22 protein-coding genes are annotated in these 23,005 nt (G+C 46.3%); 11 read left to right on the forward strand and 11 right to left on the reverse strand.

The genetic code is table 11. From position 1 onward, the window contains the following. Positions 1 to 19: 19 nt before the first annotated feature. Complete coding sequence (gene moaC / locus ICE89_RS09720) at positions 20 to 499, reverse strand: cyclic pyranopterin monophosphate synthase MoaC (protein WP_216265743.1); 480 nt, start codon at positions 497 to 499, stop codon at positions 20 to 22. 23 nt (positions 500 to 522) lie between these two features. Between moaC and ICE89_RS09725 the strand changes: the two genes are divergently transcribed. Beyond that, entirely contained in the window at positions 523 to 2,223 is a 1,701-nt protein-coding gene (locus ICE89_RS09725; RefSeq protein ID WP_216265744.1) for a M48 family metalloprotease, read from the forward strand. Here ICE89_RS09725 and ICE89_RS09730 read toward each other — a convergent pair. The 5 genes from ICE89_RS09730 to ICE89_RS09750 are packed head-to-tail and all read right to left on the reverse strand — an operon-like array spanning position 2,220 to position 5,514. After that, positions 2,220 to 2,834 carry a DUF2946 family protein gene (locus ICE89_RS09730; RefSeq protein ID WP_216265745.1) on the reverse strand — a complete coding sequence of 205 codons (615 nt, stop codon included), beginning with the start codon at positions 2,832 to 2,834 and terminating at the stop codon, positions 2,220 to 2,222. The genes ICE89_RS09725 and ICE89_RS09730 overlap by 4 nt on opposite strands. 5 nt (positions 2,835 to 2,839) lie before the next feature. Further along, entirely contained in the window at positions 2,840 to 3,274 is a 435-nt protein-coding gene (locus tag ICE89_RS09735; RefSeq protein ID WP_216265746.1) for a nuclear transport factor 2 family protein, read from the reverse strand. Between the two features lie 17 nt (positions 3,275 to 3,291). Beyond that, on the reverse strand, positions 3,292 to 4,332 hold the full coding sequence (gene waaF, locus ICE89_RS09740) for a lipopolysaccharide heptosyltransferase II (RefSeq protein ID WP_216265747.1): 1,041 nt from the start codon (positions 4,330 to 4,332) through the stop codon (positions 3,292 to 3,294). A gap of 46 nt (positions 4,333 to 4,378) precedes the next feature. Then, a complete protein-coding gene (locus ICE89_RS09745) occupies positions 4,379 to 4,567 on the reverse strand; it encodes a zinc-finger domain-containing protein (RefSeq protein WP_072582777.1) in 189 nt (62 codons plus the stop codon). Positions 4,568 to 4,590: 23 nt separating this feature from the next. Continuing rightward, the gene (locus tag ICE89_RS09750; protein WP_216265748.1) at positions 4,591 to 5,514 is read right to left on the reverse strand and encodes a branched-chain amino acid transaminase; all 924 of its coding nucleotides are present in this window, start codon (positions 5,512 to 5,514) and stop codon (positions 4,591 to 4,593) included. Between the two features lie 209 nt (positions 5,515 to 5,723). On the opposite strand from ICE89_RS09750, the gene ICE89_RS09755 reads away from it, so the two are divergent. The 7 genes from ICE89_RS09755 (at position 5,724) to ICE89_RS09785 (ending at position 13,254) form a co-directional block, all read left to right on the forward strand. Continuing rightward, positions 5,724 to 6,935: a phosphoglycerate kinase gene (locus tag ICE89_RS09755; RefSeq protein ID WP_216265749.1), complete on the forward strand. Its 1,212-nt coding sequence runs from the start codon at positions 5,724 to 5,726 to the stop codon at positions 6,933 to 6,935. Positions 6,936 to 6,937: 2 nt separating this feature from the next. After that, on the forward strand, positions 6,938 to 8,374 hold the full coding sequence (pyk, locus tag ICE89_RS09760; RefSeq protein WP_216265750.1) for a pyruvate kinase: 1,437 nt from the start codon (positions 6,938 to 6,940) through the stop codon (positions 8,372 to 8,374). Between the two features lie 66 nt (positions 8,375 to 8,440). Continuing rightward, a complete protein-coding gene (gene fba / locus ICE89_RS09765) occupies positions 8,441 to 9,505 on the forward strand; it encodes a class II fructose-bisphosphate aldolase (protein WP_216265751.1) in 1,065 nt (354 codons plus the stop codon). Between the two features lie 7 nt (positions 9,506 to 9,512). Next, positions 9,513 to 10,412 (forward strand): phosphoribosylaminoimidazolesuccinocarboxamide synthase, encoded by a 900-nt coding sequence (locus tag ICE89_RS09770; protein WP_216265752.1) that lies wholly within the window; start codon positions 9,513 to 9,515, stop codon positions 10,410 to 10,412. Positions 10,413 to 10,461: 49 nt separating this feature from the next. Next, the gene (gene purE, locus ICE89_RS09775) at positions 10,462 to 10,956 is read left to right on the forward strand and encodes a 5-(carboxyamino)imidazole ribonucleotide mutase (RefSeq protein ID WP_216262748.1); all 495 of its coding nucleotides are present in this window, start codon (positions 10,462 to 10,464) and stop codon (positions 10,954 to 10,956) included. A 4-nt stretch (positions 10,957 to 10,960) separates the two neighbouring features. Beyond that, the gene (locus ICE89_RS09780; RefSeq protein ID WP_216265753.1) at positions 10,961 to 12,145 is read left to right on the forward strand and encodes a 5-(carboxyamino)imidazole ribonucleotide synthase; all 1,185 of its coding nucleotides are present in this window, start codon (positions 10,961 to 10,963) and stop codon (positions 12,143 to 12,145) included. A gap of 2 nt (positions 12,146 to 12,147) precedes the next feature. Continuing rightward, the gene (locus tag ICE89_RS09785; protein WP_216265754.1) at positions 12,148 to 13,254 is read left to right on the forward strand and encodes an L-threonylcarbamoyladenylate synthase; all 1,107 of its coding nucleotides are present in this window, start codon (positions 12,148 to 12,150) and stop codon (positions 13,252 to 13,254) included. On the opposite strand, the gene dacB is transcribed toward ICE89_RS09785, so the two are convergent. From dacB to ICE89_RS09805, 4 genes are read right to left on the reverse strand one after another with little or no spacing between them, the layout of a single operon-like run. Then, a complete protein-coding gene (gene dacB, locus ICE89_RS09790) occupies positions 13,200 to 14,729 on the reverse strand; it encodes a D-alanyl-D-alanine carboxypeptidase/D-alanyl-D-alanine-endopeptidase (protein ID WP_216265755.1) in 1,530 nt (509 codons plus the stop codon). The two genes, ICE89_RS09785 and dacB, sit on opposite strands and share 55 nt — an antisense overlap. Positions 14,730 to 14,760: 31 nt before the next feature. Beyond that, positions 14,761 to 17,187 (reverse strand): ATP-binding protein, encoded by a 2,427-nt coding sequence (locus ICE89_RS09795; protein WP_216265756.1) that lies wholly within the window; start codon positions 17,185 to 17,187, stop codon positions 14,761 to 14,763. A 6-nt stretch (positions 17,188 to 17,193) separates the two neighbouring features. Then, positions 17,194 to 17,817 carry a response regulator transcription factor gene (locus tag ICE89_RS09800; protein ID WP_072582788.1) on the reverse strand — a complete coding sequence of 208 codons (624 nt, stop codon included), beginning with the start codon at positions 17,815 to 17,817 and terminating at the stop codon, positions 17,194 to 17,196. Continuing rightward, complete coding sequence (locus tag ICE89_RS09805; protein ID WP_216265757.1) at positions 17,817 to 18,659, reverse strand: diguanylate phosphodiesterase; 843 nt, start codon at positions 18,657 to 18,659, stop codon at positions 17,817 to 17,819. The genes ICE89_RS09800 and ICE89_RS09805 overlap by 1 nt, the downstream gene beginning before the upstream one ends. Positions 18,660 to 18,974: 315 nt before the next feature. Here ICE89_RS09805 and ICE89_RS09810 point away from each other — a divergent pair, with 315 nt between their 5' ends. Together ICE89_RS09810 and groL are read left to right on the forward strand one after the other, a co-directional pair. After that, positions 18,975 to 19,265: a co-chaperone GroES gene (locus ICE89_RS09810; RefSeq protein WP_072582790.1), complete on the forward strand. Its 291-nt coding sequence runs from the start codon at positions 18,975 to 18,977 to the stop codon at positions 19,263 to 19,265. A 28-nt stretch (positions 19,266 to 19,293) separates the two neighbouring features. Next, a complete protein-coding gene (groL, locus tag ICE89_RS09815) occupies positions 19,294 to 20,943 on the forward strand; it encodes a chaperonin GroEL (RefSeq protein ID WP_072582791.1) in 1,650 nt (549 codons plus the stop codon). Between the two features lie 90 nt (positions 20,944 to 21,033). On the opposite strand, the gene ICE89_RS09820 is transcribed toward groL, so the two are convergent. Next, complete coding sequence (locus ICE89_RS09820; protein ID WP_216265758.1) at positions 21,034 to 21,900, reverse strand: tripartite tricarboxylate transporter substrate binding protein; 867 nt, start codon at positions 21,898 to 21,900, stop codon at positions 21,034 to 21,036. A gap of 337 nt (positions 21,901 to 22,237) precedes the next feature. Here ICE89_RS09820 and ICE89_RS09825 point away from each other — a divergent pair, with 337 nt between their 5' ends. After that, on the forward strand, positions 22,238 to 23,005 hold the full coding sequence (locus tag ICE89_RS09825; protein ID WP_216265759.1) for a hypothetical protein: 768 nt from the start codon (positions 22,238 to 22,240) through the stop codon (positions 23,003 to 23,005).

A 23,005-nucleotide genomic window follows, 5' to 3' on the forward strand; every position in this document is an offset into this window, starting at 1 on the left:
GTGTTTCACTAATTGGTGTTTACTTAACTTTTTTCCATGTACCACTCTTGCCACCACTCTTCTCTAGTATTTTGACATCACCCATCACCATGCCACGGTCTACTGCTTTACACATATCGTAGATTGTGAGGAGGGCGACTTGGACTGCAGTTAAGGCTTCCATTTCAACACCGGTTGGCCCGGTGGTTTCTGCTCTAACTTGGCAGATAATGCTGCTTTCTTGAGGGTTGACCTCAAATTCTAGGCCAACGTGAGTGAGCGCCAATGGGTGGCAAAGAGGAATGAGGTCTGAAGTTCTTTTGGATGCTTGGATGCCTGCAATTCTAGCTATACCCAAGACATCTCCCTTTTTATGGGTGCCAGCCTCGACCATTTTGAAGGTTTCAGGAAGCATTGTGATCTTGCCCGTAGCAATCGCTATACGATGGGTATTAGGTTTATCGCCAACGTTTACCATGTGGGCTTGGCCACTAGCGTCAAAATGAGTGAGTTTATTCATGGGATAAGTTTTACCATATAGAGATGCAAGACATAAAGTCAATTACAAAAACCTCTTTTTTGCACCGTGCTTTGGCTGTTCAGCTGATATTGGGATTGGCTTGCTCTGAGTTTCCTGCATATGCAGCCACCCCTGTTGGCGATGTGTCGGTAGAGGGTAATTCAGCCGCTATTCAGAACATTGGCCGTGCCATGCAATCACCTAATGCCCGCCCAGCTAATGCCCCCACGCGTAGCTCGATGCAGAGCCAACCCACCATTGTGTTGCCTGACATGGGAGACCCCGGTGGCGATGCCTTAAGTCGGGTAGACGAGAGAAGGTATGGCGAAATGATCATGCGTCAGATACGCCCTGATTCTGATTATTCAAATGACTTGCCGCTTTACGACTTTTTGAATCAAATGGAGCGCCGATTATTGCAGGCTGCCAAAAAGTTACAACTCGGTGGCGCCAATGAGCAGGGCAGTGGCGCCTATAACTTCGAAGTATTTGCTGTTAAAGACAGTAGCATTAATGCGTTTGCATTGCCTGGCGGATTTATTGGCTTCCATACGGGCTTGATTGTGAGTGCTGAATCGGATTCTGAAGTCGCTTCCGTTATGGGTCATGAAACAGGTCACGTATTGCAGCGCCATCTTGCTCGTCAGATGGATAAACAAACCACGAACATGATGATTGCTATTGCAGGTATGGTGCTCGGTGCTTTGGCAATGTCCCGCAATCCCCAGGCTGGAGCTGGTTTAATGCAAGGTGGACAAGCAGTAGCGGTAAATAATCAACTCTCTTATTCAAGGGATGCTGAACGTGAGGCGGACCGTGTAGGCTTTCAGATATTGGACGCCAGCGGATACGATGTGAATGGTGCCCCAGGGTTTTTCCAACGCTTGCAAAAAGTTACTGGAATTATGGATAAGGGCGTACCCGCTTATGTGCGCACTCACCCCCTAACAACAGATCGTATTGCAGATATGCAAGATAGGGTGCGTACAGTTGCGCCACGTAATGTGCCCACTGCAGTTGAATTTTATTTCATTAAGGCACGTGCGCGTATGGAGCAGGCTGGCACCTCCAGCGGGATGTATGACTTAAAAAATACATTTGAGAGTCTTAGTAAACAGCAGCCGATTGGTAAGCAGTTAGAAGGTTTTTATGGCCTAGCTTTGATAGCGCAGCGCCAAGGAAAAATAGACCAAGCAGAGGTAGATTTGCAGCAAGCCCGCAATCTAGCCCAGAAGGCAAGTGCACCAGGATCGCCTATTCAAAGACAGAGCCTATCCTTGGATATCACTGCCTCTGAACTTGCTCTAGCAAAAGGTAAAGGGGAGGAGGCATTACAAATTGCCCAAGCTACTTTGCGTGCTTATCCCCAGTCATACGCTGCTGGTGCCGCCATGATTAACGCGGAGTTGAAGCTGGGCCGCACCAACGATGCGATTACTTGGTTAAAAGCTCGCACAAGAGCTCAGCCTAATGAGGTTGTGTGGTGGAGCCTGCTATCTAAATCCTATGACCAAGCCGGTAATATTCCCATGCGACATTACGCGCTCGGAGAAAAATACGCCCTTGAGGGTGCTTGGCCTTCGGCGATTGAACAACTTCGCATTGCTAGATCAGCAGGCGGCGCTGATTTTTATCAGGGCTCGAGTATTGATGCCCGTTTACGAGAAATGCAGCGCCAGTATCAAGATGAGCTCAAGGAACAAGGCAAGCAAATGCCAGGCTAGGGCTGTGGTTTGGCGATGAAGTTAAAGCGAGCGGCGATCTCTTGAGAATGAATAGGATCTAAGGGCAGCGTTTTATCATGCCAAACCCATGATCCACCAAAACTGCAGGCTTCTTCGCGAAGCTTTGCGAGTTCAGAAAAATGTTCCAGATCGTGATCATGTAAAAGGGCTATTGATTGAGATTCATTTTTGAGAAATTGCTGATTATCTTTATTGCTGTAAATGGCCTCGTTTACTTTTCCAACGATATAAATATTGCCTTTTTCATCGCTTAGTGCGGCAGCAGGCTCCATGGTTTGATGGCATTGATTAGTGAGACGCGAACCGGTTTCACTCGGGATGATGCGCGCTATCCAAGGGGTTGCATCAAGAGTTACAAAAACGCGTTGCGGGCCATTCTGGAAGAAGTATCTGCCAATCTCATCGCAAGCGTAGTTGCGAATAATGAATTCATTGAGAGCAGCATGATGAATCACTTGCCCAGGAAGATGATTTTGTTGCGTGAACTCATCCCGCATGCGCCATTGACCGCGGCGATCTAAAGCAAGCCAACCATAGCAATCAGGTACATTAGGCCACTTTATGAGTGACCGAAGCACTTGATCATCCATAATGTTTAATGCAAACCGTGTGGTGTAGAGGGCGCGTCGAAGGTGTCTTCTGTGGAGTGACTGGCATGCAAATGGGCAATCCGCCAGCCCTGACTATCTTGTAGAAGTACGAGTGTGATATTCAGAAAAAATTCTGCTTCAACTTGATCGGCTCTCAGATGCACTGCTTCGGAGGTGTCGTATACAGCGGCACCTAAAACAGAATGGCTAATACAAGCAATGGGCTCAAGAAATAAAGGTTGCTTGGCTAACAGTCTTTCTAGGCCTTCACGAATTTCAGCATGACCTGTTAGTCGATGACCTTCGGGCAGAACGCAGGTAATAGAATCATCATCCAACCAAATATCCAGAGCGCCTTGAACATCGCGATGACGTAGGGCATCTCGCCATGCCTCAACAACATCATCTGCATTGTGAAAGAGTCTGGCAAGTTTAGTCATGGCTTACTGTTCCTGGGTTATTGCTGCAATGTATTCAGTGTAGCGAATACTTGTTCCGGCAAGATGTCGTTTAAGCACTTTAAGTGACCCAGTGGGCATTCTCTTTTATGACATGGACTGCAAGGCAGGTTGAGCCAGATTACCTTGGCTTTGTCTGACAAGGGTGGGGTATGGGCTGGGTCGCTTGATCCAAAAATGGCAACCTGAGGCATTTTGAGGGCCGCGGCAATGTGCATTAAACCGGAGTCATTGCTGATAATCGCTTTACTCATGCCAATCAGGGCAATCGCTTCATCTAGTGAAGTATCTCCACACCAGTTATGAATGTGACTATTTTGCATTGCTTGTGATTGAATTTCTTGGGCAAGTGCGTGGTCCCCTTTGCTGCCCAAAAGGATGATCTGATTATGCGGATTACTAGCAAAAAGTTTTTGCGCCAATTGTGCAAAGTGACTTGTTGGCCAGCGTTTGGTTGGGCCGTACTCGGCGCCCGGGCACATTACATAAATATTGGCTGGATCAACATTGGCGCTGACTAATTTAACAAGGACAGATTGTTTGGCTGCGGTCGAAACATTTAATTTAGGTACGAGTTGACTTTCTGTTGCTGCAACTCGCTCCTCATTGAGAAGTTGGCTTAATGCAAGATAGTGCTCCACCATAGGTGGGCGATTCACCTTGCTCGGATTGTTTAGTGATAAGTTAATAAAGCCAAAGCGGAATTCACCGCGATAGCCTACTCGAAAAGGAATTTTAGCGAGCCAAGGAATGAGTGCTGACTTAAGGCTATTGGGTAATACAAAACAGGCTTGGTATTTTTTTGTTGCAAGCTTGTTTGCTAGTTGTTTGCGTAAGTTCCACTGTAGCTGTTTGTGTTCAAACTTAGCTTCGATGACTTCATGTACTTCAGAGCAAGCACGATAAATTGGGGCCACCCAAGTACTTGCGAGGACATCAATGTTTGCTTCTGGATATTGTTCTTTGAGGGATGCCAATAGTGGCTGAGTCATCACAGCATCCCCAATCCAGTTTGGGGCAATGATCAGAATACCTTGCATGTGATGTATCCCGACTCAGCACCCCAAAAAGAGGTGCTGATAAGGCTTAGTGACCGTGCGGCTCAGTGCCGGGAATGAGTTTGTACTCTGTGCCACAGTATGGGCACTTGGCTTCACCGGTCTCAGTGATATCCAGAAAAACGCGTGGATGTGAGTTCCATGCAGGAGTTTTATTGGTGGGGCAATGCAAAGGTAAATCTTTGCCATCCACCATAACCACTTGAGCTTGAGTCATGTGCTGTTTCCTAATTGCTGAAATTATTTAACGTAAGTGAGCCAAGATTTGTATTTAGGATCTCTGCCGTAGACAGCATCGAAATACGTCTTCTGAATTTTTTCAGTAATTGGACCACGTTTGCCATCACCAATCGTACGGTCATCTAATTCGCGAATTGGGGTAACTTCAGCCGCCGTGCCAGTGAAGAACGCTTCGTCAGCGGAATAGACTTCATCACGAGTGAGACGTTTTTCGCGAATTTCGTAACCCAAATCTTTTGCGATCTGCATGACAGAGTCACGCGTGATGCCATCTAAGCATGAGGCTAAATCTGGTGTGTAAACGATACCATTTCGAACCATGAAGAGGTTTTCGCCAGAGCCTTCAGAAACATAACCTTCGGTATCTAGTAACAGAGCTTCGTCGTATCCATTGGCAGTTACTTCTTGGTTGGCCAAAATGGAGTTGATGTAATAGCCCGATGCCTTGGCGCGAACGAGTGAAGAATTGACGAAATGACGTGTAAATGAAGAGGTTTTAACCCGAATGCCCTTATTTAGACCATCTTCGCCCAAATAAGCGCCCCATTCCCAGGCGGCGATTGAGGTGTGGATGCTATTACCTTTGGGGGAGATTCCCAATTTTTGGGAGCCTATAAAGATAATTGGGCGGATATAGCAGGCTTCGAGCTTATTGCTGTTGACCACGTCAATAATGCCCTGGGTGATCTCTTCTGGGCTGTATGGCATGTTCATTTGGAAGATCTTAGTGCCATTAAAAAGGCGCTTTACGTGCTCTGGAAGACGGAAAATAGCGGTTCCCTGGGGAGTTTTATAGGCTCTGATACCCTCAAATACACCCATTCCGTAGTGCAGGCTATGGGTTAGCACGTGAATATTGGCCTCGCGCCAAGGAATTAGCTTCCCATCAGTCCAAATAAAGCCATCGCGGTCGGACATCGACATTTTCTTTACCTTTTGTGTCTATTAAGTATCTTTAAAAGCGGTTTAAGCAGAGCACTAGGCTAGCAGTTTTTGCTCTTCCGGCCCAGAATGCATTTAAGTCCTTATTGTAGAACAGGCAGGGCAGTCTGTCGGCTCCGATCCTCGGGGGTGGATGGGCCAGAGCCTTTAGAATGGAACATTCCCCATAAACCACTTATTTACCAAAACTCATGCCGGAATCCTTATTTAAAGTTAAGCGTTTAAGTGAATTAGCCCAATCAGGTCAGTTAAAGGGTAAGCGGGTATTTATCCGAGCCGATTTGAATGTTCCTCAAGACGAGGCAGGAAACATTACAGAAGACACTCGTATTCGCGCATCGATGCCTGCTGTGCAGATGTGTTTGGATGCTGGGGCAGCAGTGATGGTGACTTCGCATTTAGGTCGCCCAACCGAAGGGGAATTTAAACCTGAAGATAGTTTGGCTCCTGTAGCCGATCGCATTGCTACTTTGCTGAATCGCAAAGTTCCATTAATTAGCGACTGGGTGGATGGCGGATTTGAAGTGAATCCAGGCGAGGTAGTCTTACTGGAAAACTGTCGATTGAATGTCGGTGAGAAAAAGAATAGCGACGAGCTGGCCAAAAAAATTGCTGCGTTATGTGATGTGTATGTCAACGATGCATTTGGAACTGCGCATCGCGCTGAAGCTACTACCTATGGTGTGGCGAAGTTCGCACCTGTCGCCTGTGCTGGTCCTTTAATGGCTGCTGAATTGGATGCGCTGAGTCGTGCATTAGCGAGCCCAAAACGTCCTCTGGTTGCGATTGTTGCTGGCTCTAAAGTTTCTTCTAAGTTGACGATTCTGAAAGCGCTCTCTGAGAAAGTGGATGAGCTCATCGTTGGCGGCGGCATTGCCAATACTTTCATGCTGGCCAAGGGGTTGCCGATTGGTAAATCTCTTGCTGAGCCTGATTTAGTGGACGAAGCAAGAGAGATTATGGAGATCATGGAAAAGCGTGGCGCTCATGTGCCGATTCCTGAAGACGTAGTGGTTGCCAATGAGTTGTCTCCATTAGCCCGCGCAAACCGCGTACCTGCGGATCAAGTTGCAGAAGACGACATGATTTTGGATATTGGTCCAAAGACTGCTGCACGTTTATCCATCATGCTCGCTCACGCTGGCACGATTGTTTGGAACGGTCCATTGGGCGTATTTGAAATTGATCAATTTGGTGGCGGCACCAAGATGTTGGCCGCAGCCATTGCGCACTCACCCGCATTCTCGATTGCTGGTGGCGGTGATACTTTGGCGGCTATTGCAAAGTACGGTATCGAGAATCAAGTGGATTACATCTCTACTGGCGGTGGCGCCTTCTTAGAATTCTTAGAAGGCAAAACTTTGCCAGCCTTTGCGGTACTTGCTGAAAGAGCGAAAGACTAAATATGTTAAGAGCAACCAAGATCATTGCAACTTTAGGACCTGCTTCTGAAAAGCCCGAAGTGTTACGTGACATGATTCGAGCCGGTGTAGATGTAGTGCGTATGAACTTCTCTCACGGTACCATTGCCGACCATAAGGCGCGCCATGATTTGGTGCGAACCATCTCCGCTGAGGTAGGCAAAGAGGTTGGCATCATGGCCGACTTACAAGGCCCTAAAATTCGTGTGGGTAAATTTACAGATAGCAAAATCCTTCTGAAAGAAGGCGACAAATTTACCTTGGATGTAGCCTGTGAGCTCGGTGACCAAACTAAAGTAGGCCTTGATTACAAAGAGTTGCCAGGTGATGTAAAGCCAGGCGACCGTCTTTTATTAAATGATGGTTTAGTGGTTCTGACAGTTGATAGTGTTAGGGGCGGAGAGATATTTACGATTGTTGAGCAAGGCGGACCACTCTCCAATAACAAAGGCATTAATCGTGCTGGCGGTGGCTTAACTGCTCCTGCGCTGACTGAAAAAGATATTGCTGACTTAGATGCCGCAATCTCAATGGGCGTGGATTTCTTGGCGATCAGCTTTCCTAAAGATGGTGCTGATATGGCCTATGCCCGTCAGTTGGCTGATGCCGCTAGTGCCAAGTATGGTGTTGGCAAGGTCAGAACCATTGCAAAGGTAGAGCGCGCAGAAGCGATTGAGCCTGAAGCCCTCAAAAGCATTATTGCTGAGAGTGACGGCATCATGGTTGCTCGCGGTGATCTCGCCATTGAGGTGGGTAATGCAGCAGTGCCTGCATTACAAAAGCGCATGATTGCTTGGGCGCGTGAAGCAGATAAATTTACGATTACTGCTACACAAATGATGGAGTCGATGATTAATGCTCCAGTGCCAACACGTGCTGAAGTCAGCGACGTTGCTAATGCAGTATTGGATGGTACTGATGCAGTGATGCTATCTGCTGAGTCTGCTGCTGGCATGTATCCAGTGCAAACTATTAAAGCGATGGCGGAGATCTGCGTTGAAGCAGAAAAGTCAGATCGCGTGAAACTTGATACTGACTTTTTAGATCAGACTTTTACTCGAATCGATCAAACGATTGCCCTGGGAGCCTTATTTACTGCTCATCATTTAAATGCTGATGCTATCGCAGCTTTAACTGACTCTGGCTCAACGGCTATTTGGATGAGTCGTCATAATATTCACGTCCCGATTTTTGCATTGACCTCCAAGATCTCTACGCAGCGGGCATTAAGCACTTATCGTAATGTCACCCCAATCGGCTTGGACTACACAAAAGATCGTGATACGGCATTGCAAGAGGTTGAGGCATGCTTGAAAAAAGTAGGCGCCGTAAAAACAGGTAATACCGTTGTACTTACTTCTGGGGAGCCGATGGGCGAGCCCGGTGGCACCAATACGCTCAAAATTATTCATGTGAAGTAGTTCACATTGAAAAAGATTCAAAACAGATTTATTTTTAACCTCCTTACTATTTATTAAGAGAACACCATGGCTTTAGTATCTTTAAGACAACTCTTGGATCATGCTGCTGAAAACGGTTACGGCCTGCCAGCATTTAACGTGAACAACTTAGAGCAAGTAACGGCGATTATGGAAGCAGCAAATGAAGCTGATTCCCCAGTCATCATGCAGGCTTCAGCAGGCGCACGTAAATATGCTGGTGAAGCATTCTTGCGTCATTTGATTTCTGCTGCTGTTGAGGCTTATCCGCATATTCCGGTAGTGATGCACCAAGACCACGGTCAAAGCCCAGCAGTCTGTATGGCTGCGATCAAGAGTGGGTTTTCCAGTGTGATGATGGACGGCTCCTTAGAGGCTGATGGTAAAAGTGTTGCTAGCTACGAGTACAACGTAGACGTATCCAAAGAAGTAGTGAAGTTCTCTCACTCTATTGGCGTTACGGTTGAGGCTGAATTAGGTGTATTAGGCTCACTAGAGACTATGCAGGGCGATAAAGAAGATGGTCATGGTGCTGATGGCAAGATGACTCGTGAGCAGTTGCTGACTGACGTTGAGCAGGCTGCTGATTTTGTGAAGGCTACTCAGTGCGATGCCTTAGCGATTGCGATTGGTACTAGCCATGGGGCATACAAGTTCACCAAAAAGCCAACGGGCGATATTTTGGCAATTGATCGCATTAAAGAAATTCATGCGCGCATCCCCAATACGCATTTGGTAATGCATGGTTCTTCTAGTGTTCCACAAGAGTTGCTCGCTGAGATCCGTGAATTCGGCGGTGATATGAAAGAGACTTACGGTGTTCCGGTTGAAGAGATCCAAGAAGGCATTAAGAATGGCGTTCGTAAGATCAATATCGATACCGATATCCGTTTGGCAATGACTGGTGCAATTCGTCGTTACTTTATTGAAAATCCAAGCAAGTTTGACCCGCGTGATTATTTGAAGCCAGCCCGTGAAGCCGCAAAGAAGGTCTGTATTGCACGCTTCCAGGCTTTTGGTTCTGCTGGTCAAGCCTCCAAAATTAAACCGATTTCCCTAGAGAAGATGGCTGAGCTATACAAGAGCGGCAAATTAACTCAAATTGTGAAGTGATTTAAATATGCCCGCTTTGTACGCTACCTCTATTAAGTCACTACCTTTGTTGTCTAAAGGCAAAGTACGTGATGTTTATGCATTAGATGATGACAAGTTGCTGATGATTACTACTGACCGTCTTTCCGCATTCGACGTGGTGATGGGTGAGCCCATTCCTGAGAAGGGTGTAGTTCTCAATCAAATGGCCAATTTTTGGTTTGATAAATTAGCCGCAGTAATACCCAATCATTTGACTGGTATTGATCCAGCTTCTGTAGTGGCAGCGGATGAGATTACCCAAGTCAAGGGTCGTGCGGTAGTTGCTAAACGCTTAAAGCCCATTTTGGTTGAGGCAGTAGTTCGTGGTTATTTAGCTGGTAGTGGCTGGAAAGACTACAAAGAAACTGGCAAGGTTTGCGGTATTGCTTTACCGGAAGGTTTGGAGAATGCCCAGAAATTACCTGAGCCCATTTTTACTCCTGCCGCTAAAGCAGAATTTGGTCAGCATGATGAAAACATCTCATTTGAAAAAGTCATTGAACTCATTGGTGAAAAGTTAGCCAATCAAATTCGTGAAGTGAGTATTCGTTTGTACAAAGAGGCTTCTGAATACGCGGCTACTCGTGGAATCATCATTGCTGATACCAAGTTTGAGTTTGGCCTAGATGCCAATGACCAACTGGTGTTGATGGATGAGATCCTGACAGCCGACTCTTCTCGTTTTTGGCCTGCAGAGACCTACTATGTAGGCTCCAACCCACCTTCTTATGACAAGCAGTTTGTGCGTGATTGGCTTGAAACCGCGATGGTGGATGGTAAGTTATGGCCTAAAACAGCCCCTGCACCGCAATTGCCAGCAGATGTGATTAATAAGACTGCCCAAAAGTATCGTGAAGCGCTAACCCGACTTACTGAGACTGCCTAAGTCAGGGATAATAGAGTCCTTAATGGTTATAAGGCATTTGGAGAGGTAAATGAGCAAGAAGCCAATCGTCGGAATAGTGATGGGATCCAATTCGGATTGGGACACCATGCAGCACGCCGCTCAAATGCTTGAGCAGTTCGGCATTGCTCACGAGGCAAAAGTACTCTCCGCACACCGCATGCCAGACGATATGTTTCAGTATGCAGAAAAAGCCCAAGCCAATGGCTTGCAGGCGATCATTGCTGGAGCGGGTGGTGCAGCCCATTTGCCAGGCATGCTCGCATCAAAAACGATTGTTCCTGTTTATGGCGTACCTGTGGCCAGTAAATATTTGCGCGGTGAAGATTCTCTCTTCTCTATTGTGCAGATGCCTAAAGGTATTCCGGTTGCTACGTTTGCGATTGGTGAAGCCGGTGCAGCGAATGCTGCCTTGCATGTGATTGCAGGTTTGGCTTTGCATGATGCTGAATTAGCTAAACGCTTAGAAGATTTCCGTGCCAAGCAGTCTGATACCGCACGTTCAATGAATTTGCCGGGATATTAATTACATGGCAGATCGTATGGAACCCATCTTGCCGGGTTCGTATTTAGGAATTTTAGGTGGCGGTCAATTGGGGCGGATGTTTACTCAGGCCGCTCAAGCAATGGGCTACAAGGTTTGCGTGCTCGACCCTGGCTCAGATAGCCCTGCAGGCTCTATTGCTGAAAAATTTATTCAAGCACAATACACTGACAGCACTGCTTTAAAAGAGATGGCTGCGCTGTGTTCATCAGTGAGTACTGAATTTGAAAATGTTCCCGCTCAAGCTTTAGATGAGTTGGAGTCTTTAGGTGTGTTTGTGGCACCACGCAGTAGTTGCGTTTCTCTTGCCCAAAATCGCATTGCTGAGAAAAATTTCTTAGCCACCTGGAAGTCAGAAACCAATATTGGTCCGGCTCCTCACTTTGTGATTGAGCATGAGGCTGATATTGCCCATACTCCAAAGGATCTTTTCCCTGGAATCTTAAAAACCGCACGCATGGGCTATGACGGCAAAGGTCAGGCGACTGTTTATAGCGCGGAAGAATTGACTACCGCATGGAATGAGTTCGGGCGCGTACCCTGTGTTTTAGAAAAGCGCATGGAATTAGATTTTGAAGTATCGGCTTTGGTAGTGCGTGGTTATGACGATGCTGTAGTGGCTTATCCAGTAGCCCAAAACATCCATCGCGATGGTATTTTGCATACCTCGACTGTGCCAGCACCTTCATTGAAGCCTGCTCAAGAAAAGAAAATTATTGATGCAGCCAAGGCGCTCATTCGGAAGATCGATTACGTTGGTGTTCTTTGTGTGGAGTTTTTTGTGCTGAAGAACGGCGACATCGTTGCCAATGAAATTGCGCCACGTCCACACAACTCTGGTCACTACACCATGGATGCTTGTGTGAGCAGCCAGTTTGAGCAGCAGGTGAGAGCCATGGCTAGATTGCCTTTGGGTGATACTCGTCAGCTAGCGCCCGTATCTATGTTGAACTTATTGGGCGATCTTTGGTTTGAGGGTAGTGAAGACCAACCAAAAGAGCCTGCATGGAATGAAGTTCTTGCTCACCCTGATGCAAAGCTACATCTGTATGGCAAATCTGCGCCACGCATTGGTAGAAAAATGGGCCACATTAACTGCTTAGGCGAGAACCTCAATGAGGCTCGGAAAAATTGCGCAGTTGTTGCTACTGAATTAGGGATTGAGCCCTAGAAATGTCCGCAGACAGTACCCACTTGCAATCTTCTGCAGTGATTAATGAGGCAGTACAAAGCTTGCATGACGGTGGATTGGTTGCCTTTCCTACTGAGACCGTTTATGGCTTAGGCGCGGATGCTAAAAACCCTGAAGCGATTAAGAAAATCTTTACTGCTAAGGGTCGTCCATCAAATCACCCTCTAATTGTTCACTTAGCTGCGCCAGATAAGTTCGATCAAACTCAAATCGATTGGGTTGCGCTCTTGGCACCGTGGGTCAGAGACTTGTCCGAGGAAGCCTTAAAGCTTATTAATGCTTTTTGGCCAGGACCATTAACCCTAGTCTTCAAGAAAGATAAAAGTGTTTTAAATGAACTGACTGGCGGCCAAGATACTGTAGCGATTCGGGCTCCTTCCCATCCTATTGCTCAAGAGTTGTTGCGTAAATTTAAAGGCGGAGTTGTTGCGCCATCAGCCAATCGCTTTGGTAGGGTATCGCCAACTAGTGCTGCGGACGTCCGTAATGAGTTCGGGGGTATGTTGGATTTAATGGTCTTAGATGGTGGCGATTGTGAAGTCGGTATCGAGTCAACCATCATTGATTTGTCATCTGGCGATAAGGCTGTACTGCTCAGACCCGGCGCAATCACTCCAAGTGAAATCTTTGCTAAGACAGGTGTGAAGGTTTATCAGCCTGGAGAAGTGAAAAGCACTGAGGCGGGTAATGAAGCAACGGCAGGTCTACCTAGGGTATCTGGAAGTCTTAAAGCTCATTACGCACCAACTACGCCTTTGCGCCTATATGCCGCCGGTCGTATCTTGGATGCCTTGACTGAATACCCAGATATTAAATCGCGTGTTGCTGTAGCGGTGTGGGATTCAGAATCCTCCTTAAGCGAAGATGGGCATCCTTCGGCTCACTTTGAAGAGGTTGAAGTTCCAAGTGATAGTGGTGCTTTTGCGAGTCGGCTATATCGCTCCTTGCGTGATTTAGATCAGCAAGGTTGGGATTTGATTTTGTTCCCTGAACCGCCAGCAGGCGAGGAGTGGGACGGCGTTAGAGACCGTCTTCAGCGTGCGTGCTTTGGTTCTGGCCCATCTTCAAGCAGCCACGATAGCAACTGATCGTGCGCTTCTAGGCCTTTCCAAGCATTGGGGTGGTTGATGAATGAAGTCACCGCATACATCTTCCCTGATTTACTCATTACATAGCCTGAGATCGCTCGCACATCGGAAAGAGAACCAGTTTTAATTCTGGCTTCTGGTTTTTTCTTCAAATGTAAAAACTTGCGCAGTTGAACCATCAGGCGATTGCGCATCGTGCCATCTGTGCCAGCAATTGGTAGGCTGTTATAAAAAATATCGCCTACTGGGAGATTGCGTGCAGTCAATAAAAGTTGATTCATTTGACTGGCGGAGATTGCTTCGTTGCGAGATAAACCAGAGCCATTCTCAATCACTAGCCCCTGAAAATCTATACCATTTTGTTTGAGCCAGCTCTGAATGACTAACTCACCATTGGCGGTCGTTGCTGGCTTGCCCATTTTCTCGAAAGCCATAGTCAAAAGAACTTGGCGGGCCATAACGTTATTGGAGTACTTGTTGATATCTATAACATCATCGGCAAGTTTACTGCCTTCAAATTGCAATAGGAGTCGAGCGGCTAAAGGAACTAAACCATCTTTGCCGACAGGAGCTTGTGCCCAAGTGCCACCAGCTAATTCCCAGGCGGCGGCAAAGCCTTGGGTTAAAAAGGTGTTGGCATCCAGCGCAACGACATTAAAGTTCACCCCCTTACAGGAGTTTGGGAATGCCCCAGAGAACTGGGCAGTCATAGGCTGATCGGTATTGGTGACACCTTCGGGATCTAAATTGAAGCGGATATTGCTTTTCCAGTTATCGCACGAGCGATCGACCAGCTGCATTTGGTTAGATACCTTTAACTGGGAGAGGGGAGGGGTGTAACTAATGTCAATAAAGTCCGCGGTGCGTGACTTACCTAGTTGAAACGACAAAGTTCTAAATGCATAGAGCAAAGGATCTGGCTGAACGTTGTATGCACGTAGAGCTTCGCCATCAATAGTGTTGTGCTCCATGACACTGGTCGCATAAGCACTACGATCAAAGAATAGATTGCCATCAATCTTCTGGATACCCAGACCTTGAAGGTCCTTCATCATCTTGGCTAACTCTTCCGGAACGAGTTTTGGATCACCCGTACCTTGCAAATAGATATTGCCCTTCAATACCCCCTGACGAATTACTCCATCTGTATAGACATAAGTGCGCCAACGATATTGCGGGCCTAAGATGTCTAAACCAGAAAGCGTAGTGAGTAGCTTCATGGTGGAGGCGGGGTTCATTGGATCACCACCACGCCAATCTAAAACTTTCTTGGATGTATTTTTTCCGGGTCGACCAGATTCGATCTCTACAACTGAAATACTTACCGTATCAAGAGGGATTTGATTGCGTTCGAGGCTACTCGCTACGGGTGGGGGAATTGCTGGGGATGTACTCTCGCCGGCAAAGGCCAAAGAGCTGGCCGTCCAAAGGAGGATTGCAATAAAAGCGGATGGGCGAAGAGGAGAAAAACGCATCTCCCATAGGATAAACCCACCGCATCAAAGATTAAAGCTTTGGATATTGAGATTGATACCTACTAATCATTTGATTTTGCTCTTCAAGTAACTGGATAAAGGCTTGAATTTGAAGATCTAGAGACTCTGCTTCCTCTAAAGCTTCACAGGCCTTAATAAACTTTGCGGCACTCAGAAGCTGCGCCCCTCCTTTGACTTTATGAACCATCCTTCTGAAGGCATCTTCATCTATGGCTTCATTTCTTAGGGTGAGTAGGGTCTCATCATGCACCTTTTTAATTTCTTCCAAGATCACCAGAATGTACTCTGGGCTGTTTCTGAGGAGATTTCCGAAGGCGTCAAATGAATATTCCTCCTGATAGTTTGATTGTGTTGTTGTTTTTGTGGAGTCTTCGACCTGAAAATAGCGAGAAAGCTCATTCTCTAAAGTCATGAGACTTAATGGTTTGATCAGGACGCCATTCATGCCAGCCTCCAAGAATTGATGGCGTGAATCTAGGGCATAGATATCTGCAGTAATGCCGACGATGATAAGGCCCTGATTGCCTGTATTACGTATGTGCTTGGCAAGCTCTGAGCCCTGCATGCCTGGGATGGATTGATCTGTTAGTAGAAGATCAAAATGCCGTTGACTGATGAGATCTAGAGCTGTGGTGGCGTTATCGCAAACTGATACTTCAATGCCTAGCGCCTGAAGTTGAAGCGAGATAATTTGGCGGCTTGCAGCATGATCTTCAACAACTAATGCTTGTAATGAGGACTCATTATTTTGAGCATGCTTGGAGACTAGCTTTCTGGATATATTGCTATGCTCAGGTCTTGAGGCTCTGGTTGCAGCAATGCTGGTGCGTGGGAATGCAACGCAAAAATGAATATTGCTACCAAAGCCTGGCGCGCTCTCAAAGTAAAGCTGGCTGTTCATGGAGGTAACTAAGTGATTGGTAATGGTTAGGCCAAGCCCAGTGCCATTCGCTTGTTCGGTATTACCCGGAATTTGCTCAAAAGCTTGCAGTGCTATGGCAATCTCTTCTGTACCCATGCCAACACCGGTATCAATGACTCTGAATTCAATCAGTTGTCCCGCATGATCATCTGCCAGCACGCTGATAGAGAAATAAATTTCTCCATGATCGGTGAACTTAATGGCATTACTAATCAGATTCTGCAGTATTTGGCGTAGACGCAATGAGTCTAATAACAAGACTTCTGCAATGCGTGGATCTTTGGAGGTATGAAGCTTGAGACTTTGTCTGTGGGCAACGGTCGAGAATGCCGAATCGATATCATCAATCAAAGCATTGAGATTACAAGGCTCAATATTGAGTGTGAGCTTGCCTGCCTCTATCTTTGATAGATCCAAAACCTGGTTTAGGATTCCTAGGAGAGATTCTGCTGATGAGTGCGCGCTCTTCAGTAAAGCTTTTTCATTTGCAGGAAGAGGGCTGCTGAGTAATAACTCCTGCACCCCTAAAATCGCATTCATTGGCGTGCGGATCTCATGACTCATTGTGGCTAGGAAGGCAGACTTTGCAGCGTTTGCATTTTCTGCCTGCTCCTTCGATGAAATAAGATGTTTTGCTGCCTGTTTTTGAAGTGTTTGTCTCTGATGCATACGCCAAAGCAAGGTAGAGCCTATTAGCAGGATTGCTAAAGTGGAAAGCCAAGGCAAATGGTTGGATGGGGATGAGCGCCCTCTTTCAAAAGTAGATACGTTGAGATTGAAAAGATCTCGTGATGCGATTGGATCTAGATTATTAAGAAACTGCTCAAGTACTCCATGCAAAGCTTCATCTTGATTGGAGATAAGCCAGCGATATTCAAAGGGCTCTCTGCTGTAAAGCCCATCAACTTGTAACTTGTCTGCGTTCAATTTCTGAATGAGTTGTTGCGCAAGGCGAAGCGGTAAGACAAGTGCCTCAATATCGTTTTTGAGTAGGTCGAATAGTAATTTTTCCGCATGGCCGGATACGCTGGCTTGGGGATGATTGGGTATTGGGGGGTTTTCAAAGCCACGGTCGAAGTAGGCGATATTAATTGGCTCAATTGGCGCATCGTTTTTTGATCGTTTGGTCAGAATAGCGTCATGCCCCCAAAAGATTGCTTCTGATAAAGAACCAAATTTCAGATACTCGTCATCCAGGGTGGGCGGATCAATGATGAAATCCACCTCTCCATTGGCTAGTTGCTCAAGTCCTTCCCGATCATTCTTTCGCCACTTCGGTAAAAATTCTTGTTGGGTAAATTCGCTGAGCTTTTTTAGAAAGCTATGAAAAACTCCAGGCTCACCCTTTTCATTCACGTCTAAGTAAGGCGCATATTTTTCATGAATACTAAAACGTACTATGGGATGGGCATCGATCCACCGTTGCTCTGCTGGGTTCAGTAAGTTCGCATAGGCATTGCTTAATATCCCATTGAATAGGATAAAAACGGCAATACGGGTGATGGACCGACGCATGCTGAATTAGCTTTCGATAATGTTGTTCATACGACAGAACAAAATCAAGTCTGCAATATTGTTAATGCCCAGCTTGTCAAACACTCTGGTCTTATAAGTGGCCACTGTCTTATTGCTGATATGTAGCATTTCGGAGATTTGCTGATTGGAGTTACCTTTGCCCAGATATTTCATAACCTGTAACTCACGATCAGAAATTAATGCCAGCTTATCGTTGTCACTTAATGAGCTATTGCCATTTTTGCCGTGAGTGAAAAAGTTATAGCCTTGGGATATGGCAACGCAGGCAGCTAGGATGACATCTGCACCTGCAGTTTTGTTTACAAAACCATGTCCACCTAATGAGCGCACTCTCCCGCCATAAACAGCCTCGTCCATGCTAGAAAGAACCAGCATTCGAACCTCGGGATACATTAATCCGATACGGCGTATAACATCAAAGCCATCCGTCTTGGGCATATCGAGATCCAAGATCACCATATTGGGGTTCACTTCTTTCATGGACCTAAGGCACTCCTCTCCATTCTGAGCTTGCCCTGCAATTTCAAATAACAACTGGTCCTGCAACATACTTTTAAGAGCCATCAGCATTGCCGGATGGTCATCTACCAACATCACGCGTTTTCTCATTACTTGTCTCCGTTTTGGTTTGGGTGTTGATGAGGGTGCAGCGAAAAAATGGCTTTAGCGATACGGCTATCGTTAATCTGCAGCATTTGATGGCGGCTTACAGGCGACATCATGAGACTGCCATAGGAATGGTCGGCAATCAAAGTGGAGGCATTTTCTAAATCTTTTATCAATCCAATATTGCTGGCATAAATTTGTGTAGGTGAGTAGGGCGATTGCCTGAGTTGAGAAAGGGCGTCGCTTGCCATCTCGCGCTCACGTATTTGACTCATATCAATATGAACGCCTTCTAATTGCATCTCACTAATCCACTGCAACTCATCAACGCTTCCGGTGAATGTGAGGAAATGTAGTAATACACCAAGCCGTCGCAAACGAAGTAATCCTTCTTTGCAAGCATCAGCACTGGCTGGCTCAGGAATGGTTTGAATGCCAATACTTACCAAGCCCACTGGTAGACGTGAGTTCAGAATCAGCTCACTCATGGCATCCACGTAGCCGCTTGAGGCTATGGCATGCGTTGGTATTGGCAAAATTCCAGGAATAAAGCGACCACTGCGATACCAATAGGCAATCGTGTCTAGGCCTTCCATAAAAAGGCGTAGCAATTGCATATCAGAGGCAGTCAGTAATGGTCTAAATAAAGATCCTGTCAGTTTGGTTCCCTTACAGTTAAAAATGGGTTCATGACTAATCGCTTGTCGTTTGGACCAGGATTGGTGTTCTTCAAGGGCTTGGTTACTAAGGCCAAGCCAGGGGTCGCCACAGGCGTCTCGTACTTCTTGGAAGGGTTTGTTCTTCCATGCCTTTACAAGCGTGTACAGCCGGGATTTCGGGCTCATCAGCATTCTCCAATCGGTGACTATCCAGTCTAGGCAGGACGGATTGGAGCGGTAAGGGCTTTAGGCTGATTTATCTGTAGGAATTGACCTACCAGCCTGTCCCTATTATAAAAATAGGCTAAATCCTTAAAGAATTTATGGTGATCCGCCCTTGAAATCCAGGGAATCAGACCTATATAATCAGCACTCCCTACATGCGAGTGCTAAAGAGGCTATTTATACCTAAATAACCCTTAGCTTCCGTGTGAAGAGATTATAAAGCATTGATTTATATAGTTTATTTAAATAGTTAACACTTACAACATAGGAGAAGAGATGAATTTGCGTCCCTTACATGATCGCGTAATCATCAAGCGTTTAGATCAAGAATCAAAAACTGCTTCCGGAATCATCATTCCTGACGCTGCTGCAGAAAAACCTGATCAAGGTGAAGTATTGGCAGTAGGCCCAGGCAAACGTGATGACAGCGGCAAATTAAACGCACCTGACGTCAAAGTAGGCGATCGCGTGTTGTTTGGCAAATATGCGGGTCAAACAGTAAAAGTTGACAGCGAAGAACTCATCGTGATGCGTGAAGACGACATCATGGCTGTTGTACAGAAGTAATTTCGGTATTTAAGAGAGGAATTTAATCATGGCAGCAAAAGACGTTGTATTTGGAGACAGCGCTCGTACCAAGATGGTCGAAGGCGTAAATATTCTTGCTAATGCAGTGAAAACAACTTTGGGACCAAAAGGTCGCAACGTGGTGATTGAGCGTTCATTCGGTGGACCAACAATTACTAAAGACGGTGTATCCGTAGCAAAAGAAATCGAACTCAAAGACAAGCTCCAGAATATGGGCGCGCAGATGGTTAAGGAAGTTGCTTCCAAAACTGCTGACATCGCTGGAGACGGTACAACTACCGCTACTGTATTGGCTCAGTCTATCGTTCGCGAAGGTATGAAGTACGTTGTTTCGGGCCATAACCCAATGGACCTGAAGCGTGGTATTGATAAGGCTGTTGCAGCCGCTATCCAAGAGCTCGCAAAAATCAGCAAGCCTTGTACTACTACTAAAGAAATCGCTCAAGTAGGCTCTATCTCTGCAAACAGCGACCACAGCATTGGTCAGCGCATTGCAGAAGCAATGGAAAAAGTAGGCAAAGAAGGCGTTATCACTGTTGAAGATGGCAAGTCATTAGAAGACGAGCTTGAAGTAGTTGAAGGTATGCAGTTTGACCGCGGTTACCTCTCTCCATACTTCATCAATCAACCAGAAAAACAAGTTGCCGTATTGGAAAGCCCATACGTTCTCTTGTTTGACAAGAAGATTGCCAACATCCGTGATTTGCTCCCAGTGCTCGAGCAAGTAGCGAAGTCTGGTCGTCCATTGTTGATCATTGCAGAAGATGTTGAAGGCGAAGCCTTGGCAACTTTAGTTGTGAACAACATCCGCGGCATCATCAAGACTTGTGCTGTTAAGGCGCCTGGTTTCGGTGACCGTCGTAAAGCCATGTTGGAAGACATCGCGATTTTGACTGGCGGCACAGTAATTGCTGAAGAAATCGGCCTCACGCTCGAGAAAACTACTCTTGAGCACCTAGGTCAAGCGAAGCGTATCGAAGTAGGCAAAGAAAACACCATCATCATTGACGGTGCTGGCGATGCTAAAGCAATCGAAGCTCGCGTGAAGAACATTCGTGTTCAGATCGAAGAAGCTACTAGCGATTACGACAAAGAAAAATTGCAAGAGCGTGTAGCCAAGTTGGCTGGCGGTGTTGCGGTGATTCGTGTTGGTGCTGCTACTGAAGTCGAAATGAAAGAGAAGAAGGCTCGTGTTGACGACGCATTGCACGCAACCCGTGCAGCTGTTGAAGAGGGCATTGTTCCTGGTGGTGGCGTAGCATTGATTCGTGCAATGCAAGGTATCAAGGGCTTGAAAGGCGATAACGCCGATCAAGACGCTGGTATCAGCATCGTATTGCGCGCTATGCAAGAGCCATTGCGTACGATCGTTAGCAACGCTGGTGAAGACGCTGGTGTGGTTGTTAATGCAGTACAAGCAAGCACAGGCAATAACGGCTACAACGCAGCTACTGGTGAATACGGCGACCTCGTTGCACAAGGTGTTATTGACCCAACTAAGGTAACAAAAACTGCATTAGTAAATGCTGCTTCTGTTGCTGGCTTGTTGTTGACAACTGATTGCGCAATCTCCGAAGCACCAAAAGATGAATCTGCTGGTGGTATGCCTGATATGGGCGGTATGGGTGGTATGGGTGGAATGGGCGGCATGATGTAATAGCCGTTAATTTCCTCAGCCAACTGGCTGTAGAAATAAGAGCGCCCGGTTCAAAAGACCGGGCGTTTTTTATTGGGTTCTCTGCTCGAATTAGTCGGGCTGTATACCACCATCCTTAATCACTTTTTTCATCTTTACCAATCCCTGTGCAATCATTTCTTTTAAATGATCTTGGCCAAGAGGAACAAATTCAAAGCCTTGCTGAATGAGTTGTTCACGCAGCTTTGGATCTCTTAGCGCAGTTGCTAAAGACTCATTGAGTTTTTCAATAATTGCTGGGGACGTGCCTTTGGGTGCCAGTAGAGCGCCCCAGGTTGAGAATTCATAACCTTTCACGCTCTCATTAATTGTTGGAGTATTGGGTAGCAACGGAGATCGTGTTTTGCTCGCCACCCCCAATGCCTTCAGCTTCCCAGCGCGAATATGGGGCAGCACAACTGATAAAGCGCTGATCATCACTGGCACTTGGCCAGCCATGACGTCAGTGACTGCAGCAGCAGCTCCACGATAAGGAATATGAACAATTGGGGCGCCGGTGTATTGGCGGAAGATTTCCATGCCAATATGCTGTGGCGAACCATTACCCCCAGATGCGTAGTCAATCCTACCAGGCCTTTCTTTAGCAATACGCACTAGGTCTGCTGCAGTATTCCCAGGAAATGTTGGGTTGGCAACCAGCACAAAAGTAATCGCAGCTACTTCAGATATTGGAGAAAAACTTTGAATCGGATCGTAATCAATCTTTTTGTATAGATTGGGTACCATCGTTAGGATGCTGTCATTAAATGCGCCTAAGACATAGCCATCAGCAGGACTTTGTGCAACCTTAGCTGCGCCAATTAAACCCGCACCTCCAGGAATGTTTTCTATTGTGATTACTTGACCCAGGCTTTCACCCATTTTTTGCGCAATTGGGCGCATCAAGATGTCAACGCCACTTCCTGCTTGAAGCGGCATGATAGTTTGAATAGTTCGGTAGGGATAGTTGCTTTGTGAGCTGGCTGATCCTGCCCAAAAAATTGGGCAGATTGAAATGAGAAAGGCAACAAAAGCTGGTTTGAATTGCATATTGTCTCGACTTATTAAGTGATGAAGCATTCTATCGATGCCTCTATGTCGTATCTTAGCGAAAAAACTACCCGAAGGTACTTTTCTAAAGTAGCTAGCTCTTAAGTCTTACTTAACAGCCCTCTTTGCATAACTGAAGGACTAAGGATTAATCTGCTACTGGTGGCTGTAGAAATAAGAGCACCTGTTTCAAAAGACCAGGCGTTTTGCATTTAAGGAGTAAGCTATGACCAATATTACCTTTGGAACGGGCGTCAAAATGACTAGTCGCAATCAAGCAACCCACTTCATTTCTATGGGCTTGCTGTTTCTGAGCTCAACCTTATTTTGCGGGTCTTCAATCGCTCAATCTACTGACTCTCAGCCAGTCTTTCAGAAAAGTGTCTCAAATCTGCGTAACCAGCGTTATTGCGAAGTTCTGCTGGGCAAGCGAGCTTGGCTCAACTTAGAAGTAAAAGTATTTAATACTCAAGGGCTTAACCTTTGTCCTGAAGCTCAGTGGAAGACTTTGACCAAGGAATCTATTGAGAAGTCTTTTGATGCCTCGTTTGTTTTATTAAATGGACCGCGTTATTGGACGATGGATGAAATTCAGGCGGCGGGCAATACTGTCAATGACGTCAAAGAGACCTTCGGCGGCATAGAGATGAATTTGCGAGCAACTGTGCAAGTGGGTTTGCTTAAGCAATTGATAGGTAGCAAGCAGTACACCCCAAATGAAGTTACCCGCACTACCAATTTTATATATAGAGCAGGTAGTGCTGTATACGAGCTTACCTCTCCCGCAGGAGAGGTTTATGTTATGCAGTCGTACTCACAGATTGTGAATCCTGCACTCAGCATGAAAGATCTACCGGTACTGAGTGAGCAGTTGAAATTACCTGCTGGTTGGACTTACCGAAGCCGCGTACTCGATCAAGACCTTTCTTTGGTAGTTAATGGCATTGCCTATGTACTGCAGGACAATTTATCCAATAGCTACCAGAGAAGGTAA

The organism is Polynucleobacter sp. AP-Kaivos-20-H2, from assembly GCF_018882215.1.
In the GTDB taxonomy this organism is placed as follows: Bacteria; Pseudomonadota; Gammaproteobacteria; order Burkholderiales; family Burkholderiaceae; genus Polynucleobacter.